Origin of the sequence: Pseudomonas sp. KCJK9016 (assembly GCF_046231795.1) — a bacterium.
In the GTDB taxonomy this organism is placed as follows: domain Bacteria; phylum Pseudomonadota; class Gammaproteobacteria; order Pseudomonadales; family Pseudomonadaceae; genus Aquipseudomonas; species Aquipseudomonas bananamidigenes.
Genome location: NZ_JBJJMM010000015.1, coordinates 34,903 through 51,134, shown reverse-complemented (window position 1 = coordinate 51,134; position 16,232 = coordinate 34,903). Strand labels below are relative to the sequence as shown.

Sequence of the window (16,232 nt, the reverse complement as noted above, 5' to 3'; positions counted from 1 at the left end):
ATTGACCGCAGCCTGCTTTTCGCAGGCTGCGGTTTTTTTCAGGCCGGAATTGCCTTGGCCTTCGCCTCCCGATCCCAAACCCGATGCTGCCCGATCGCCGCAAAGAACGGCTTGGTCAACGCTTTCACATCTGCACCTTCTATCAACCCGGCATCCGCCTCCAGCTTCAACACATCCAGCAATTGTTTCGCCTCGCCATGCAGCGCGATCGCCTTCAAGTGTTTGTAAGCCTCGAGCAGGTAGTGCAAGGCCACGCCGTCTCCAGTCAATGCTTTGACCGACGCCGCGCCGCCCGGCACGAATACCGCGTCGAACACCACTGAAGGCATACCTTCCATCGACGCATCCACCGCCAGGCTTTTGCCATCCGCCGTCTTCACCGGCGCCGAGGTCGGGCCGAGCAATTTGGCGTGTGCACCCTCTGCGGCCAAAGCCTTCTTCATTGCCTCAATCGCCGCACCATCGACGCCGTTGGCCGCCAGAATGGCGACTTTTCGGGTCTTGATGTTCTCGGGCAACAGGTTGGCCTGACTCAGCGCCGGCGAGTGATCCAGTGAGGTCTTGCGCACCTCGACCGTGCCTTGGGTAGGGGCCGGCAAACCGAGGTTCACCGCTACCCGACGCGCCAGTTCCAGATCGATGTTGGCCAGAATCTCGTTCACTTCTCGGGCCCGGATGTGCTCCCGTTCAACCTTGCCCAGTTCGAAGCTGTACGCCGAAATGATGTGCTCTTGCTCGTGCTTGCTCATGCTTTTGAAGAACAGTCGTGCCTGGGAAAAGTGATCGCTGAACGATTCGCTGCGCTGGCGGATCTTGTTGGCGTCGATGCGCTCTGCGTAGCTCTCGAAACCGCCGTCCTGCGCAGCCGGCGGGGTTTCTTTCGGCCAGCCGCCATCGATCGAGTTTGGCTCGTAGGACGCGCGGCCCTTGTCAATCACCGTGCGGTGCTGGGCATCGCGCTGGCCATTGTGGAATGGCGCGACCGGGCGATTGATCGGCAGCTCATGAAAATTCGGCCCGCCGAGTCGGCTGATCTGCGTGTCCGTGTAGGAAAACAGCCGGCCTTGCAGCAGCGGGTCATTGGAGAAGTCGATCCCGGGGACGATATGGCCAGGGCAGAACGCGACCTGCTCGGTTTCGGCGAAGAAGTTGTCCGGGTTGCGGTTGAGGGTCATTTTGCCCAGCGGTGTGATCGGGACGATTTCCTCGGGAATCAGTTTGGTCGGGTCGAGAATGTCGAAATCGAAGTCGTGCTCGTTTTCTTCCTCAATGACCTGTACGCCGAGTTCCCATTCCGGGTAGTCCCCGGTCTCGATGGCCTCCCAGAGATCGCGTCGGTGGTAGTCGGTATCTTTACCGGCCAGTTTCTGCGCTTCGTCCCACACCAGCGAACAGGTACCGGCGGTGGGGCGCCAGTGGAACTTCACGAAGCGCGATTTACCCTCGGCGTTGATCAGCCGGAAGGTGTGCACACCGAAGCCCTGCATGCTGCGCAGGCTTTTCGGGATGGCCCGGTCGGACATGGCCCAGATGACCATGTGCGCCGATTCCGGTACCAGCGACACGAAATCCCAGAAGGTGTCGTGGGCCGAGCCGCCGGTCGGTATTTCGTTGTGCGGTTCGGGTTTTACAGCGTGGACAAAGTCGGGAAACTTGATCGCGTCCTGAATGAAAAACACCGGCATGTTGTTGCCCACCAGATCGAAGTTGCCTTCGTCGGTGAAGAACTTCACGGCAAAACCACGCACGTCACGCACGGTGTCGCCGGAACCGCGTGGCCCCTGCACCGTGGAAAAACGTACGAAAACCGGTGTTTTCTTCCCCGGATCCCGCAGGAACCCGGCCTTGGTCAGCGCCGAATGGTTCTCGTAGCTTTGAAAGAAACCATGGGCGCCGGTACCGCGGGCGTGGACGATGCGCTCCGGGATCCGCTCGTGGTCGAAGTGCGTGATCTTCTCACGCATGATGAAGTCTTCCAGCAGTGACGGCCCACGCGGCCCGGCCTTGAGCGTATTCTGGTTGTCCGCGACCTTCACGCCCTGATTGGTGCGCAGGGCCTGGCCGGTGGCGTCGGAGCGAAATTTTTCCAGGCTGTCGAGTTTGGCGTTGGTGTTGGCGCGATCCGGGGTGTCGGTGCCGGCCAGTTGGCTCTTGTCAGTGGCAGGTTTTTTCGTACTCATCAGTCGTGAACTCCTGTATGCCCGGGCATTGCGCCGGGCCGCTCGAGTGGTTCCCGGGCACGGCACCCAGGGTTTCAAGTCGCTTAACTAGTGACTGATGAGGGTTTCGGGCGTTCCTTTTTTATGACCTTTGATCCTGTTATTGCCAAATCGAAGGTTAATTGCGAAATAAATGCTAAGAACCTCTATACGGACAGGCTAAAATGCGCGCCCGGCTAACCGCTGATCCTTTTCCAACGCGCCCCACAAGGTTCGCTACGTGATCGAGTTTCAAAACGTCCATAAGACTTACCGCGTCGGCGGTAAGGACATCACCGCGCTGCATCCGACCAGCCTCTCCATCGAGAACGGTCAGGTGTTCGGCCTGATTGGCCATTCCGGCGCGGGAAAAAGTACCCTGCTGCGTCTGATCAATCGCCTGGAAGATTCCAGTGGCGGCAAGATCATCGTCGACGGCGAAGAAGTCACCGCGCTGGACGCCAATGGCCTGCGCCGTTTCCGTCAGCAGGTCGGAATGATCTTCCAGCACTTCAACTTGCTGGCCTCCAAGACCGTGGCCGACAACGTCGCGTTGCCGCTGACCCTGGCCGGTGAACTGTCCCGTGCCGAGATCGACCAGCGTGTGGCCGAATTGCTGGCGCGGGTCGGCCTGTCCGATCACGCGAAGAAATATCCGGCGCAGTTGTCCGGCGGCCAGAAGCAGCGTGTGGGCATCGCCCGTGCGCTGGCGACCAAGCCGAAGATCCTGCTGTGCGACGAAGCCACCAGCGCCCTCGACCCGCAGACCACCGCCTCGGTGCTGCAACTGCTGGCCGAGATCAACCGCGAGCTGAAACTGACCATCGTGCTGATCACCCACGAGATGGATGTGATCCGCCGTGTCTGCGATCAAGTGGCAGTGATGGATGCCGGCGTGATCGTCGAACAGGGCTCGGTGGCTGAAGTGTTCCTGCATCCGAAGCACCCGACTACCAAGCGTTTCGTGCAGGAAGACGAGCAGATTGACGAAAGCGAGCAGCGCGATGACTTCGCTCACGTGCCGGGTCGCATCGTGCGTCTGACCTTCCAGGGCGACGCGACCTACGCTCCGTTGCTCGGTACTGTCGCCCGGGAAACCGGTGTGGACTACAGCATCCTGGCCGGTCGTATCGACCGCATCAAAGACATTCCTTACGGGCAATTGACCCTCGCCGTCACCGGTGGCGACATGGACGCGGCGTTCGCCCGCTTCACCGCCGCTGACGTTCACATGGAGGTGTTGCGCTAATGGCAGACCTGATGAGTTTCTTCACCAATATCGACTGGTACGAAATCTGGCTGGCCACCGGCGACACCATGATGATGCTCGGCGGTTCGCTGCTGTTCACCGTGCTGCTCGGCCTGCCGTTGGGTGTGCTGCTGTTCCTCTGCAGCCCGCGGCAATTGCTCGAAGCCAAAGGTGTATACGCCTTGCTGTCGCTGGTGGTGAACATCCTGCGTTCGCTGCCGTTCATCATTCTGTTGATCGTGATGATCCCGTTCACCGTGCTGATCACCGGCACCTCGCTGGGTGTGGCCGGTGCGATTCCGCCGCTGGTGGTAGGTGCGACACCGTTCTTCGCGCGTCTGGTGGAAACCGCTTTGCGTGAAGTCGATCGGGGCATCATCGAAGCGACCCAGTCGATGGGTGCGACTACCCGCCAGATCATCATGAACGCCTTGTTGCCGGAGGCCCGTCCGGGCATTTTCGCAGCGATTACGGTGACGGCGATTACACTGGTTTCCTACACCGCAATGGCGGGCGTGGTTGGCGCCGGTGGTCTGGGTGACCTGGCGATCCGTTTCGGCTATCAGCGTTTCCAGACTGATGTGATGATCGTCACCGTGGTGCTGCTGCTGATTCTGGTGCAAGTGCTGCAGATGGTGGGCGATCGGCTGGTCGTGCATTTTTCGCGCAAATAACCCGGTTTGGTAATCAAAAAATGAGCCGGCCATTCGCTGGCAGGTGCCACACGGGCACCTCAAAAGGAGTTAGCTGAATGAAAAAACTGATCGTCGCTCTGGCTGCAGTTGCAGCGTTCTCGGCTCATGCCGACGAAACCCTGACTGTTGCCGCCACCCCGGTGCCGCACGCGGAAATCCTCGAGTTCGTGAAGCCTGCCCTGGCGAAAGAAGGCGTGGATCTGAAGGTCAAGGTTTTCACCGACTATATTCAGCCGAACGTGCAGGTCGCCGAAAAACGCCTGGACGCCAACTTCTTCCAGCACCAGCCGTACCTCGATGAATTCAACAAGGCCAAGGGCACCAGCCTGGTGGCCGTGACCGGCGTACATCTGGAGCCGCTGGGCGCTTACTCGAGCAAGATCAAGAAAATCGAAGACCTGCCAGGCGGCGCCAACGTGGTCATCCCGAACGACGCCACCAACGGCGGCCGTGCGTTGTTGCTGCTGGACAAGGCGGGCGTGATCAAGCTGAAGGATTCGAAAAACATCCTGTCGACCGTCAAGGACATCGCCGAAAACCCTAAAGACCTGAAGATCCGCGAACTGGAAGCCGCGACCATCCCGCGCGTGCTGACTCAGGTCGATCTGGCGCTGATCAACACCAACTACGCGCTGGAAGCCAAGCTCGATCCGTCCAAGGATGCTCTGGTCATCGAAGGCAACGACTCGCCTTACGTGAATATCCTGGTGTCCCGTGCGGACAACAAGGACAGCGACGCCATGAAGAAACTGGCTGAGGCCCTGCACAGCCCGGAAGTGAAGAAATTCATCACCGAGAAGTACAAGGGCGCGGTGTTGCCGGCGTTCTGATCCTGGCTTGCAGGCATAAAAAAACCGCAGCTCAGGCTGCGGTTTTTTTTGATCCGGGTTTTTACTTGCGGTCCAACATCACCGGCAACTGCGCAATCAGCTTGGCATTATTCAACGGCGCCCGAATGAAACCGCGCTGCGTACCATCAGGCCCGATCACTGCCAGATTGCCGCTGTGATCCACCGTGTAGTTCGGTTTGCTGGTATCCGCCGGAATGAACGGAATGCTCACCGCGTTCGCCACCTTCTGCAGTTCCTCGATCGACTTCGGCGTCAGGCCGATGAACTGCTTGTCGAAGTAGCCCAGGTACTGCTTCAACTGCGCAGGGTTGTCGCGGTTCGGGTCGACGCTGACCAGCACGATCTGCAGTTTATCCACAGCGTCCTTCGGCAGTTCGCTCTTGATCTGGCGCAGTTGGGCGAGTGTGGTCGGGCAGATGTCCGGGCAGAAGGTGTAGCCGAAGAACAACAGGCTCCATTTGCCCTTCAGCTCGTTGACCGTGACCGGCTGGCCGTCCTGATCGGTCATCGTCACGTCCGGCAGGTTGCGGCTTTGCGGCAGCAGGATGATGCCGGCGTCGATCAGTGCCGTCGGGTCGCCCTGGCCCTTGCCGCTCAGCACTTTGTTGACGGTCAGGCCGAGGATCAGCGCGATCACGGCCACGAGGATGAAGACGGTTTTCTGGGTTCGAGTCATAGGTTCAACAGTAAGTAGTGGTCTACGAGCAGGGCGATGAACAGCAGAAACAGGTACCAGATAGAGTACTTGAAGGTGTTGATCGCCGCGTGCGGCCGAGTGCCACGGTACAGCACCACGGCCCATTGCAGAAACCTTGCGCCCAGCCCGAGGGCGCAGATCAGGTACAGCGCGCCGCTCATGTGGATCACGTACGGCAACAGGCTGACCGCCAGCAGAGCGAAGGTGTACAGCAGAATGTGCACCTTGGTGTAGTGCTCGCCGTGGGTGACCGGCAGCATCGGGATGTCGGCCTTGGCGTATTCCTCTTTGCGATGGATAGCCAGCGCCCAGAAGTGCGGCGGGGTCCAGGCGAAGATGATGAGTACCAGCAGCAGCGGCTCGGCGCCGATATGGCCGGTGGCGGCGGTCCAGCCGAGCAGCGGCGGGGCGGCGCCGGCGAGGCCGCCGATGACGATGTTCTGCGGCGTCGCGCGTTTGAGAAAACCGGTGTAGATCACCGCATAGCCAAGCAGCGAGGCCAGGGTCAGCCACGCGGTCAGCGGGTTGGTGAAGGTCAGCAGCAAGGCCTGGCCGAGCAGTGCCAGCACCAGCGCAAAGGTCAGTGCCGCTATGGGCGCAACCCGGCCTTCGGCCATAGGCCGCTTGTGGGTGCGTGCCATGACGGCGTCGATGCGCCGGTCCACCACATGATTGACCGCCGCCGCCCCCCCGGCGCACAACGCGATGCCCAGGTTGCCGAACACCAGCACCGTCCACGGTACGCCGGCGCGGGTGGCAAGGAACATGCCGACCAGCGAGGTGATGAGCATCAGCACCACGACTTTCGGTTTTGTCAGCTCCAGGTAATCACGCCAGATCGCCTGTCCGGGACGTTCGCCGATCAGAACCGCCATGGCGTTTCTCCTTTTATCGTGATGGGTGCTGCCGAGTGTTTGCGCGGGCTCAGATGCCAGCGCGCGAGCATCGGCTGCTTGACCCGAACCAGACTGGTCCGCGCGTGATAATTGACCAGCACCATGGTCAGCAGCAGCGCCGCGCCGCCGGCGTTGTGCGCCACGGCCACCGGCAGCGGCAAATGGAACAGCACGTTGCTGACACCGAGGGTGATCTGTGCGGCGAGGGCGACCAGTACCAGCCCGGCCAGTCGCGTCATGCCCACCACTTTCAATTGCCACGCGAGCCCGAGCAGGACCATCGTCACCAGCAACGCGCCGATACGGTGGGTCAGGTGAATCGCCGTGCGGGCGTCACTGTCGAGTTGCCCGCCGAGGTAATTGGGGCCGATGTGTTGGGTCAGGTGAAAGCCGTTGGCGAAATCCGCCGGCGGCAGCCATTGGCCATGGCAGGTCGGGAAATCGATGCAGGCCACCGCCGCATAGTTGGAACTGACCCAGCCGCCCAGGGCGATCTGGCCGATCACCAGCAACAATCCGGCGGTGGCCCAATATTGAAGACGTTTGGGCACGGTCAGTGCCGGCAGCACACCGGACAGCCTCAAGGTCAGCAGAAACAACAGGCTCAAGGTCGCGAAGCCACCCAGCAAATGCCCGGTCACCACTTGCGGCCAGAGCTTGAGCGTCACCGTCCACATGCCGAACGCCGCTTGGGCGAACACCACCGCCAGCAGGAACAGCGGCAATTTCAGCGGTTGCCCTGGATGCCGCCGATTGACCCACGCCCGCCCGGCCAGAAGCGAAATCAGCAGGCCGAGGGTGCCGGCGAAATAGCGGTGGATCATTTCGTTCCAGCCTTTGTGCGCCTCCACAGGTGAGTCGGGGTAATGCAGTTCGGCATGGGCCAGCTGGGCTTCGCTTTTCGGCACGCTGATGAAGCCGTAGCAGCCGGGCCAGTCCGGGCAGCCGAGCCCGGCGTGGGTCAGGCGGGTGTAGGCGCCAAGCAGCACCACGATCAGTGCCAGCAGGGTGGCAAACAGCGCGAGGCGAAATCCAGGTTTGGCCATGACGATGCCCTTATCCGATGTTCGACAGTTTCAGCAGGTGACGCAGGTCGTTGAGCAGATCCTTGCCCTTCACACTCGGGTCGTAACGCAGCACGAGATTGCCGTGGGGGTCGATGATCCACAGCTGCGGCGTGGTTTTGTCGCCGGTCGCCTTGCTGAATGCGGCGGCGTCCAGCGGATAACGTTGCAGTTGCGGATATTCGCGAGTGAGTTTGGCCTGGTAGTCGGCGCTCAGCGGTTGCGCGGCGGCAAGTGCGTGGCTGGCGCGTCCGGCATCGCGGCCGAGGCCGATCTGGATCTGCCGCGCCAGATACACCAGTTGCTGGCAGTCCACCGCGCAGTCTTTCGGCGCGGTCACCAACATCTGCCAGCGCGTTTCGTCAGCCGTCACACCGAGATCGGCGCGGCTCTGGCCGTTGCCGATCAGCTCGCCGTGGTAGCTGCGACCGTCAGGAACCCAGAACTGCAACTTGTACATGCCGGTGGCAAGGATCATCGGGCCGATCACGCCAAGCAGGATCAGCAGCAGTTGAATGCGCCCGCGGCGGCGACCGGCCGGGACTTTGACTTCAGACATGCTGGGTGGATTCATGGCCGCTCCCATGGTGTTTCTCCTTCGCGTTGTGCAATCCGAGGTAGAGGTAGAGACCGAACAGGGCGGTGGCCATGGCGAACCACTGCACGGCATAACCGAGATGTTTTTCCGGGCCCATGGCGATCACCGGCCAGTCGGCCTGATAGCTGGCAGGGCCGGGTTCGGCGCGTAACTCATAGGCGAAGCCGTCGCGCTCGAGGGTTTTCCACAATTTGGCCGGTTCGACGGCGGTGACGGTTTGCGGCCAGGTGCTGCTGACCGGGTCGGCGTGCAGCTGGAAGGTCGCGCCAGGGGCGACGTACACCCAGGCGTCGACATTGACGGCATCGGCCGGTGTGTTGAATTGCGGGGTTACGCGGCGGTCCGGCCATGGCAGCCAGCCGCGATTGACCAGCAGCCAGAGGCCGGTGCGCTGATCCTGAAACGGTTGCAGCAATTCGACACCGACCTTGCCGTCACGCTGCCGGTTATCCAGCAGCAGGCTGTGCGCCGCATCGAACCGGCCATGCAGATGCACCCGGCGAAAGGCCGGATCGGTGCTGTGCAGCAACTCGGTGCTGGCCATCGGTTCGGCGGCCCGACGCTCGGCATAACTGGCGAGCAGGGCGGTTTTTTCCGCACCCCGGCCCAGCTGCCAGAAGCCCAGCGAAATCAGCAGCGGCAGCAGCAAGGCGACCACCAGCGTCGGCACAAGGCCTGGCCGGAAGCGCTTCATGGCTGCGCCAGAAAAGCAGTAAATGCGACCGCTATACTTGATTGCATCGCCTGTACCCCCGGAGTCTTCCCATGCTCAAAGCAGCGATCGTCCTGATGCTGATTGCCACGGTGATCAGCCTGTTCAGCGGCCTGTTTTTCCTGGTCAAGGACGACAGCAGCTCGAATCGCCTGGTCATCGCCTTGAGTGTTCGGGTGGCATTGGCCGCTTGCACCGTCGGCTTGATTGCCTGGGGTTTCTACAGCGGCCAACTGGTGTCGCACGCGCCCTGGTAGCTCTGTCCTTCAGAGCACGTAAACGAAGATGAACAGACCGATCCACACCACATCGACGAAGTGCCAGTACCAGCTCGCGGCTTCGAAGCCGAACTGGTGCTCGTTGTCGAAGTGGCCTTTCATGATCCGCATCAGCATCACGAACAGAATGATCGTGCCGATGGTCACGTGGGCGCCGTGAAACCCGGTGAGCATGAAAAACGTCGCGCCATAGATCCCCGAACCGAGGGTCAGGCCCAGTTCGTGATAGGCGTGCATGTACTCCTCGGCCTGCAGGGCGAGGAAGCCGCAGCCCAGCAGTACGGTAATCGCCAGCCAGAGCTTCAGCGCGCCGCGGTGGCCTTTCTTCAGGGCATGGTGGGCGATGGTGATGGTCACGCTGGAGCTCACCAGCAGGATGGTGTTGACCAACGGCAGCCCCCAGGGGCTGATGACCTCCCTGGGCGGCGGGAACAGTTTCGGATCCGGCGTGTGCAGCAGCGGCCAGGTGAACTGGAAGTTCGGCCAGAGCATGTGCGCAATGCCTTTTGTGCCTTCGCCACCCAAGGCCGGGCCGGAGACGTGCCGCACGTAGAACAGCGCGCCGAAGAAGGCGATGAAGAACATCACCTCGGAGAAGATGAACCAGCTCATGCCCCAGCGGAACGAGCGATCCAGCTGCGGGCTGTACAACCCGGCGCGGCTTTCCTTGATCACCGCGCCGAACCAGCCGAACAGCATGTACGCCAGCAACAGTCCGCCGACGAAAAAGATGTACGGCCCGTGGGATTCCGGGCGCGCCGCTTTCAGATCGTTGAACCAGGTGGCCAGGCCGTAGACGGTGATGACCATGCCGAAGGTGGCGATGATCGGCCACTTGCTCTGGGCCGGGACGTAATAGTGCTCGTGAGTTGCCATTTATTGTTCTCCTTATCGGGCACGCTTAACCGCCAGTGTTTGCAGCCACCGGAGGATGTCGGGCGGTGATATCGAACAGCGTGTAGGACAGCGTCAGGTGCTTCACGTCCTTGGGCATGTCGCGGTCAACGATGAAACGCACCGGCATCTCGATCTGCTGACCGGGCTGCAGCACCTGCTGGGTAAAACAAAAGCATTCGGTCTTGTGGAAATACGCCGCCGCTTCACTCGGAGCGATGCTCGGCACGGCCTGGGCGCTCATCGGTTTGTCGGTGGGATTGCGGGCGACGAAGATCATCTCGTTCACCGCCCCGGGATTGGCTGTGAGTTCGTCATGCTTGGGATAAAACTCCCACGGCATGTCGATATTGTTGGTCGACAGGAACTGCACCCGCACCTGCCGCGACTTATCCACGACCTGCTCGCCTTCGTACTGCCCGGCGGTCTTGCCATTGATGCCGAAGGCCTTGCACATCACGTCGTAGAGCGGCACCAAGGCAAAACCGAAGACGAACATCGCCACCACCACGCCGAGCAGTCGGGTCACCAGTTTCTTCAGTGAGATCGAGTCAGCCATGGGACATGTCTCCCCGGTTATTCCGTGTGGGAGCGAGCCTGCTCGCGAAGCATGCAACACGATTTTTCAGGCACACCGTGTCATCGTTCTTCGCGAGCAGGCTCGCTCCCACAGGGCGATCAGTGTTCATTTCACTTCCGGCGGTGTGGTGAAGGTGTGATACGGCGCCGGCGACGGCACGCTCCATTCCAGCCCTTCGGCGCCATCCCACGGTTTGGCCGGTGCCGGCGCGCCGCCACGGATGGTCTTGATCACGATGAACAGGAAGAAGATCTGCGTGGCGCCGAACATGAACGCGCCGATCGACGAGACCATGTTGAAGTCGGCGAACTGCAGGTTGTAGTCCGGAATCCGCCGGGGCATCCCCGCCAGTCCCACGAAGTGCATCGGGAAGAACGTCAGGTTCATGCCGACGAAGGACAGCCAGAAGTGCAGCTTGCCCAGGGTTTCGTCGTACATGTGGCCGGTCCATTTCGGCAGCCAGTAATAGGCGGAGGCGAAGATCCCGAAGATCGCTCCCGGCACCAGCACGTAGTGAAAGTGCGCGACCACGAAGTAGGTGTCCTGGTACTGGAAGTCCGCCGGGGCGATGGCCAGCATCAGCCCGGAGAAACCGCCGATGGAAAACAGGATCACGAACGCCACGGCAAACAGCATCGGTGTCTCGAAGGTCAGCGAGCCTTGCCACATGGTGCTGGCCCAGTTGAACACCTTCACCCCGGTCGGCACCGCGATGAGCATCGTCGCGTACATGAAGAACAACTCGCCCACCAGCGGAATGCCCACCACGAACATGTGGTGCGCCCAGACGATGAACGACAGGAACGCGATGCTCGCCGTGGCGTAGACCATCGAGGTGTAGCCGAACAGCGGCTTGCGCGAGAAGGTCGGGATGATCTGGCTGACGGCACCGAAGGCCGGCAGGATCATGATGTACACCTCGGGGTGGCCGAAGAACCAGAACACGTGCTGGAACAGCACCGGATCACCGCCACCGGCGGCACTGAAGAAGCTGGTGCCGAAGTGGATGTCCATCAGCATCATTGTCACGCACCCGGCCAGCACCGGCATCACCGCGATCAGCAGGAACGCAGTGATCAGCCAAGTCCAGACGAACAGCGGCATTTTCATCAACGTCATGCCGGGGGCGCGCAGGTTGAGGATGGTGGCGATCACGTTGATCGCGCCCATGATCGAGCTGATCCCCATCAAGTGGATGGCGAAGATGAAGTAGGTCACGCTTTCCGGCGCATAGGTCGTGGACAGCGGCGCGTAGAACGTCCAGCCGAAGTTCGGCCCGCCACCGGGGGTGAACAGGGTCGAAACCAGCAGCAGGAATGCCGCCGGCAGCAGCCAGAAACTGAAGTTGTTCATCCGTGGCAGGGCCATATCCGGCGCGCCGATCATCAGCGGGATCATCCAGTTGGCGAGGCCGACGAACGCCGGCATCACCGCACCGAACACCATCACCAGCCCATGCATGGTGGTCATCTGGTTGAAGAACGCCGGTTCCACGATCTGCAGACCGGGCTGAAACAGCTCGGCGCGGATCACCATGGCGAACGAGCCGCCGAGCAGGAACATGCAGAACGCAAACCACAGGTACAGCGTGCCGATGTCCTTGTGGTTGGTGGTCAGCACCCAGCGCATCAGGCCTTTGGCGGGGCCGTGGGCGTGGTCGGCGTGACCGTGGTCATCGATGACAGCGCTCATGGCCGGTCTCCTTCAAGTGAGTGGACTTGGCAGGCCGGGGCGCCTTGCCCCGGCCGGTTCACGCAGTACGCAATAGACCGGCTCATTTGCTTTCCGCCTGTTTCAGCTCCAGCACTTCTTTTGGCGTGACCATGTCGCCCTTGTTGTTGCCCCAGGCGTTACGTTCGTAGGTCACGACCGCTGCGATATCGACTTCCGAGAGTTGCTTGCCGAAGGCCGCCATGGCGGTGCCCGGCTTGCCGAAGTACACGCGGTGCAGGTGATCGGCTTTCGGCCCCGTGGCAATCGGCGAGCCCTTGAGCGCCGGGAACATCGGCGGCAGGCCCTGGCCTTCGGCCTGGTGACAGGCCACGCAGGTGGTGTGGTAGATCTTGTCGCCGCGCTCCTTGAGCTCGTCGAGGGTCCACTCCTTGCTGGTCAGCTCCTTGAGCTGCGCAGCTTCGGCCTTGCGGTCGGCCAGCCATTTCTCGTAGTCGGCCTTCTCCTTGACGTCGACCACGATCGGCATGAAACCGTGATCCTTGCCGCACAGCTCGGCGCACTGGCCACGGTAGATGCCGGGCTTGTCGATGCGCGTCCACGCTTCGTTGACGAACCCGGGGATCGCATCGCGCTTGACCGCGAAGGCCGGCACCCACCAGGAGTGGATCACGTCGGCGGAGGTGACGAGAAAGCGCACCTTGGCGCCGATCGGCAGCACCAATGGCTTGTCGACCTCGAGCAGGTAATGCTCGCCCTTGGCTTCCTTGTTGTGAATCTGTTCGGCAGGCGTGGCGAGGTTGCTGAAGAACTCGACGTCCTGGCCCAGGTATTTGTAGTGCCACTTCCACTGGTAACCGGTGATCTGGATATCGATATCCGGCTCACTGGTGTCGTACATGCGAATCAGCGTGGCAGTCGCCGGAACGGCCATCGCGATCAGGATCAGCAGCGGGACGACGGTCCAGAGAATTTCGACGGTGGTGCTTTCGTGGAATTTTGCGGCGACCTGTCCGGTAGAACGGCGGTGCACCATCATCGACCAGAACATGGCGCCGAAGACGATGACCCCGATCACCACACAGATCCAGAAAATGGTCATGTGCAGGTCGAATACTGCGTGACTGATTTCAGTCGCTCCAGGCGCCATATTCACAGTCCAGGCCGCGTTGGCCGGGCTGAAAATCGACCACAACAGGAGGCCCATCCAGACGTGTGGATGTCGCATCATTGCGGGTTCCCCTTATCGTTCTTGTTATCCCGGAGGCGTAACGCCTGCGGCAAGGGAGCGGCTGCATCAGACTGCGAACTTGAATTGCCGGGCCTTGCTGCGGGTGCAGTCGGGCGTCATCAGCTAACTCCATTCAATGGCGAGTATAGACAGCGGCTGAAAAATGCAATGTGCGAGCGTAAATCGGATGAAACGGTGGGCACTTGCGTTCCACGGCACGAATGGAGAAGGATGCAGACGAGTGGTGGCAAACCGATATAACGCAGGTGTATCAAGGATGAAATAATTATGACAAATGCGTCTTAGCATTTTTCGTAAGCCAGCTAAGTTATGTCTTCCCTATTTCATTGCCTTGTTTCCTGGAGTTTTCATGAACACCGCCGCATTGCGCGAGCAGATCCACATAGCCCGACAACACGAGATCGAAACCGGAAAGCTGACCCGTCAGCTCGAAAACCAACTGCAACACCTGCACCCGGCCATCCAGTTGCCGGAAACCGACGCCAACGGCGTGCTGACGCGTTTTGTCGCCGCCTACATCGATGAAGTGCCAGACCTGCTGGATGCAGCCAATGAAGTCGCCAGGGAAGCGGGAATCGAGTCACAGATCAAACCGGTGCTGAAAATCGCCGAGCAGTACTTTCTCCAGCCGCCGGTCGGCCTGGACAGTCTGCTGGACGAGGCCTATCTGGCCCACCGCTTTGTCGAAGAGGTCAACGACCTGTACATCAAGCATTTCGGCCAGCCACTGATCCCCCTGGACATGACGGTCGCCAATCTGATTGCTCACCAGTTGCTCGGTGAGGAATTTGCCAATCAACTCGATGAAGTGGTGCACCACGCGGTGGACAGCATGCTCGACGACGACAGCTTTGCACTGGAGTCGGTGGAAGCCTACCGCGAAAAACTCAGCAGCCCGGACACCGGTGCGGCGTGGAAACGCTGGCCGTGCATGAGCCGCCGCCTGGGCGTGGGCCTGGAGCTGGATCAGCCTGCGGCTTGATCTCTGCGCAAACGATTGGGGGAACAGATTGCTCTGTTCCCCCAGGTGTTTTCAGCCTGCCGCACCGATGCCGGTAGTGGTGCGAACCCGTCCCTCAAGCCTGCGCTTCAATCCTCGCGACTCGATCAACAATTTCGACCCCTTGGCCGCATTGGCCCGCCCCCACTCTTCCAGCAGTTCCAGACAGGAGTGGTCGATGTAGCTCAGATTATTGAGCGGCACATGTACCGTCGTGCCCGGCGCAATACTGCCCAGCACCTGAGTCAGCGCCGGCACCTTGAGGAATGTAGCCGCACCCACCAGCCGCAATTCCATTTCCCCCTCCTGCGGCAGATCGATCAGGCTGATCTTCAGCCGCGAAGCCTTGAACGCCAGTTTCACCAGGGTCAGGCCGAAACCGATCAGCACACCGGTCAACAGGTCGGTGAAAATGATCGCCAGCGCCGTTGCGGCGTAGGTGAACATCGGCATCCGGCCATAACGCCCCAGGCCGCGAAAGGCTTTCAGGTCCACCAGTTTGAAACCGGTGTAGACCAGCACCCCGGCCAGACTCGCCACCGGAATGCTTTGCAGCAGACTCGACAGCAACAGTACGAAGGCCAGCAGCCACAGGCCATGGAAAATCGTCGAGTAGCGCGTGGTCGCGCCGGCCTGGACGTTGGCCGAACTGCGCACGATCACCCCGGTCATCGGCAGTGCGCCGACCAGCCCGCAGAGCATGTTGCCGACCCCTTGCGCCGACAGTTCGCGGTCGAAGTCCGAACGCGGGCCGCTGTGCATGCGATCTACCGCAGCGGCGGACAGCAGGGTTTCGGCGCTGGCGATGAAGGCCACGGCAAACGCGGCGATCAGCACAGACGGATCGGCCAGGCTCAGCAGGTCCACCGGTTTCAGCCAGTCGATGGCTTCGGCGAGGTTCGCCGGTACTTCGACCCGTTTGACCTGCAACGCCAGCAACAGACTGGCACCGGTCGCCAAGCCGACACCGAGCAACGCGCCGGGAATGAAGCGCAGTGACTGCGGCCGGAATTTCTCCCACAGCCACATCACGGCAATGGTCGACAGCCCCAGCAACCCGGCCTGCCAGCCAAAGGACGGCAAGGCCTGCGTCACTGCCCCGGGAAACGCTGTGAGGTTATCGAGCCCGGAGGGTTTCGGTGCTGCATCGAGCATCACATGCACCTGTGAAAGCACGATCAGCACGCCAATCCCGGCGAGCATGCCGTACACCACCGCTGGCGCCGTGACCCGGAACCAGCAGCCGAGCTTGAGACGTCCGGCCACCAGTTGCAGAAAACCCGCCAGCAGCAAAATCGGTCCGAGCATCTCGATCCCGTGCTGGCGCACCAGTTCGAACACCAGCACCGCCAGCCCCGCCGCCGGCCCGCTGACCTGCAACGGCGACCCCGCCAGCCAGCCCACCACCAGCCCGCCGATGATCCCGGTGATCAGCCCTTTGGCCGGCGGCACCCCTGAAGCAATCGCAATGCCCATGCACAATGGCAGGGCAACCAGAAACACCACCACCGAAGCCAGCAGCTCCCGTGGCAACACCGCTTTCAATTGAGCCGCACGCATGATGATTCTCCCGAAGCTTTTTTCAGGCGTGGCCAGG

General features: G+C 61.1%; 16 protein-coding genes. 5 read left to right on the top strand and 11 right to left on the bottom strand.

All coding sequences use genetic code 11. From position 1 onward, the window contains the following. Nucleotides 1-38: 38 nt before the first annotated feature. Complete coding sequence (gene katE / locus ACK6BI_RS16230; RefSeq protein WP_409317850.1) at nucleotides 39-2,180, bottom strand: catalase HPII; 2,142 nt, start codon at nucleotides 2,178-2,180, stop codon at nucleotides 39-41. Nucleotides 2,181-2,439: 259 nt separating this feature from the next. Between katE and ACK6BI_RS16225 the strand changes: the two genes are divergently transcribed. The 3 genes from ACK6BI_RS16225 (at nucleotide 2,440) to ACK6BI_RS16215 (ending at nucleotide 4,972) form a co-directional block, all read left to right on the top strand. After that, nucleotides 2,440-3,447, top strand: a complete 1,008-nt coding sequence (locus ACK6BI_RS16225) for a methionine ABC transporter ATP-binding protein (protein ID WP_409317849.1) — start codon at nucleotides 2,440-2,442, stop codon at nucleotides 3,445-3,447. Beyond that, nucleotides 3,447-4,121: a methionine ABC transporter permease gene (locus ACK6BI_RS16220; RefSeq protein ID WP_065260662.1), complete on the top strand. Its 675-nt coding sequence runs from the start codon at nucleotides 3,447-3,449 to the stop codon at nucleotides 4,119-4,121. The genes ACK6BI_RS16225 and ACK6BI_RS16220 overlap by 1 nt, the downstream gene beginning before the upstream one ends. Before the next feature lie 77 nt (nucleotides 4,122-4,198). Then, entirely contained in the window at nucleotides 4,199-4,972 is a 774-nt protein-coding gene (locus ACK6BI_RS16215; protein WP_065260661.1) for a MetQ/NlpA family ABC transporter substrate-binding protein, read from the top strand. Between the two features lie 61 nt (nucleotides 4,973-5,033). Here the strand turns inward: ACK6BI_RS16215 and ACK6BI_RS16210 are convergent, their stop codons facing one another. Genes ACK6BI_RS16210 through ACK6BI_RS16190 form a run of 5 tightly spaced genes read right to left on the bottom strand, consistent with a single transcriptional unit; the run spans nucleotide 5,034 to nucleotide 8,942 of the window. After that, nucleotides 5,034-5,669: an SCO family protein gene (locus tag ACK6BI_RS16210; protein ID WP_409317848.1), complete on the bottom strand. Its 636-nt coding sequence runs from the start codon at nucleotides 5,667-5,669 to the stop codon at nucleotides 5,034-5,036. Further along, nucleotides 5,666-6,565 carry a heme o synthase gene (cyoE, locus tag ACK6BI_RS16205; RefSeq protein WP_409317847.1) on the bottom strand — a complete coding sequence of 300 codons (900 nt, stop codon included), beginning with the start codon at nucleotides 6,563-6,565 and terminating at the stop codon, nucleotides 5,666-5,668. The genes ACK6BI_RS16210 and cyoE overlap by 4 nt, the downstream gene beginning before the upstream one ends. Next, the gene (locus tag ACK6BI_RS16200; RefSeq protein WP_409317846.1) at nucleotides 6,553-7,632 is read right to left on the bottom strand and encodes a COX15/CtaA family protein; all 1,080 of its coding nucleotides are present in this window, start codon (nucleotides 7,630-7,632) and stop codon (nucleotides 6,553-6,555) included. Before ACK6BI_RS16200 ends, cyoE begins: the two co-directional genes overlap by 13 nt. Before the next feature lie 10 nt (nucleotides 7,633-7,642). Further along, nucleotides 7,643-8,236 carry a hypothetical protein gene (locus tag ACK6BI_RS16195; RefSeq protein WP_409317845.1) on the bottom strand — a complete coding sequence of 198 codons (594 nt, stop codon included), beginning with the start codon at nucleotides 8,234-8,236 and terminating at the stop codon, nucleotides 7,643-7,645. Beyond that, a complete protein-coding gene (locus ACK6BI_RS16190) occupies nucleotides 8,202-8,942 on the bottom strand; it encodes an SURF1 family protein (protein WP_409317844.1) in 741 nt (246 codons plus the stop codon). The genes ACK6BI_RS16195 and ACK6BI_RS16190 overlap by 35 nt, the downstream gene beginning before the upstream one ends. Before the next feature lie 71 nt (nucleotides 8,943-9,013). On the opposite strand from ACK6BI_RS16190, the gene ACK6BI_RS16185 reads away from it, so the two are divergent. After that, the gene (locus tag ACK6BI_RS16185) at nucleotides 9,014-9,217 is read left to right on the top strand and encodes a twin transmembrane helix small protein (protein ID WP_065260656.1); all 204 of its coding nucleotides are present in this window, start codon (nucleotides 9,014-9,016) and stop codon (nucleotides 9,215-9,217) included. Nucleotides 9,218-9,226: 9 nt separating this feature from the next. On the opposite strand, the gene ACK6BI_RS16180 is transcribed toward ACK6BI_RS16185, so the two are convergent. The 4 genes from ACK6BI_RS16180 to coxB form a co-directional block, all read right to left on the bottom strand. After that, nucleotides 9,227-10,114: a cytochrome c oxidase subunit 3 gene (locus ACK6BI_RS16180; protein WP_409317843.1), complete on the bottom strand. Its 888-nt coding sequence runs from the start codon at nucleotides 10,112-10,114 to the stop codon at nucleotides 9,227-9,229. Nucleotides 10,115-10,139: 25 nt separating this feature from the next. After that, nucleotides 10,140-10,691, bottom strand: coding sequence for a cytochrome c oxidase assembly protein (locus ACK6BI_RS16175; protein ID WP_409317842.1), 552 nt, complete (start codon nucleotides 10,689-10,691; stop codon nucleotides 10,140-10,142). A 126-nt stretch (nucleotides 10,692-10,817) separates the two neighbouring features. Beyond that, nucleotides 10,818-12,404: a cytochrome c oxidase subunit I gene (gene ctaD, locus ACK6BI_RS16170; protein WP_065260653.1), complete on the bottom strand. Its 1,587-nt coding sequence runs from the start codon at nucleotides 12,402-12,404 to the stop codon at nucleotides 10,818-10,820. An 82-nt stretch (nucleotides 12,405-12,486) separates the two neighbouring features. After that, complete coding sequence (coxB, locus tag ACK6BI_RS16165; protein WP_409317841.1) at nucleotides 12,487-13,614, bottom strand: cytochrome c oxidase subunit II; 1,128 nt, start codon at nucleotides 13,612-13,614, stop codon at nucleotides 12,487-12,489. 370 nt (nucleotides 13,615-13,984) lie between these two features. Between coxB and ACK6BI_RS16160 the strand changes: the two genes are divergently transcribed. After that, nucleotides 13,985-14,617, top strand: a complete 633-nt coding sequence (locus ACK6BI_RS16160; RefSeq protein ID WP_065260651.1) for a hypothetical protein — start codon at nucleotides 13,985-13,987, stop codon at nucleotides 14,615-14,617. 51 nt (nucleotides 14,618-14,668) lie between these two features. Here the strand turns inward: ACK6BI_RS16160 and ACK6BI_RS16155 are convergent, their stop codons facing one another. After that, complete coding sequence (locus ACK6BI_RS16155; RefSeq protein ID WP_409317840.1) at nucleotides 14,669-16,195, bottom strand: SulP family inorganic anion transporter; 1,527 nt, start codon at nucleotides 16,193-16,195, stop codon at nucleotides 14,669-14,671. Nucleotides 16,196-16,232: the final 37 nt, after the last annotated feature.

Bases quoted from the DNA above. Each gene is read 5' to 3' on its own strand.
- katE (WP_409317850.1), bottom strand. From the start codon at position 2,180: ATGAGTACGAAAAAACCTGCCACTGACAAGAGCCAACTGGCCGGCACC.
- ACK6BI_RS16220 (WP_065260662.1), top strand. From the start codon at position 3,447: ATGGCAGACCTGATGAGTTTCTTCACCAATATCGACTGGTACGAAATC.
- ACK6BI_RS16215 (WP_065260661.1), top strand. From the start codon at position 4,199: ATGAAAAAACTGATCGTCGCTCTGGCTGCAGTTGCAGCGTTCTCGGCT.
- ACK6BI_RS16210 (WP_409317848.1), bottom strand. From the start codon at position 5,669: ATGACTCGAACCCAGAAAACCGTCTTCATCCTCGTGGCCGTGATCGCG.
- cyoE (WP_409317847.1), bottom strand. From the start codon at position 6,565: ATGGCGGTTCTGATCGGCGAACGTCCCGGACAGGCGATCTGGCGTGAT.
- ACK6BI_RS16200 (WP_409317846.1), bottom strand. From the start codon at position 7,632: ATGGCCAAACCTGGATTTCGCCTCGCGCTGTTTGCCACCCTGCTGGCA.
- ACK6BI_RS16195 (WP_409317845.1), bottom strand. From the start codon at position 8,236: ATGGGAGCGGCCATGAATCCACCCAGCATGTCTGAAGTCAAAGTCCCG.
- ACK6BI_RS16190 (WP_409317844.1), bottom strand. From the start codon at position 8,942: ATGAAGCGCTTCCGGCCAGGCCTTGTGCCGACGCTGGTGGTCGCCTTG.
- ACK6BI_RS16185 (WP_065260656.1), top strand. From the start codon at position 9,014: ATGCTCAAAGCAGCGATCGTCCTGATGCTGATTGCCACGGTGATCAGC.
- ACK6BI_RS16180 (WP_409317843.1), bottom strand. From the start codon at position 10,114: ATGGCAACTCACGAGCACTATTACGTCCCGGCCCAGAGCAAGTGGCCG.
- ACK6BI_RS16175 (WP_409317842.1), bottom strand. From the start codon at position 10,691: ATGGCTGACTCGATCTCACTGAAGAAACTGGTGACCCGACTGCTCGGC.
- ctaD (WP_065260653.1), bottom strand. From the start codon at position 12,404: ATGAGCGCTGTCATCGATGACCACGGTCACGCCGACCACGCCCACGGC.
- coxB (WP_409317841.1), bottom strand. From the start codon at position 13,614: ATGATGCGACATCCACACGTCTGGATGGGCCTCCTGTTGTGGTCGATT.
- ACK6BI_RS16160 (WP_065260651.1), top strand. From the start codon at position 13,985: ATGAACACCGCCGCATTGCGCGAGCAGATCCACATAGCCCGACAACAC.
- ACK6BI_RS16155 (WP_409317840.1), bottom strand. From the start codon at position 16,195: ATGCGTGCGGCTCAATTGAAAGCGGTGTTGCCACGGGAGCTGCTGGCT.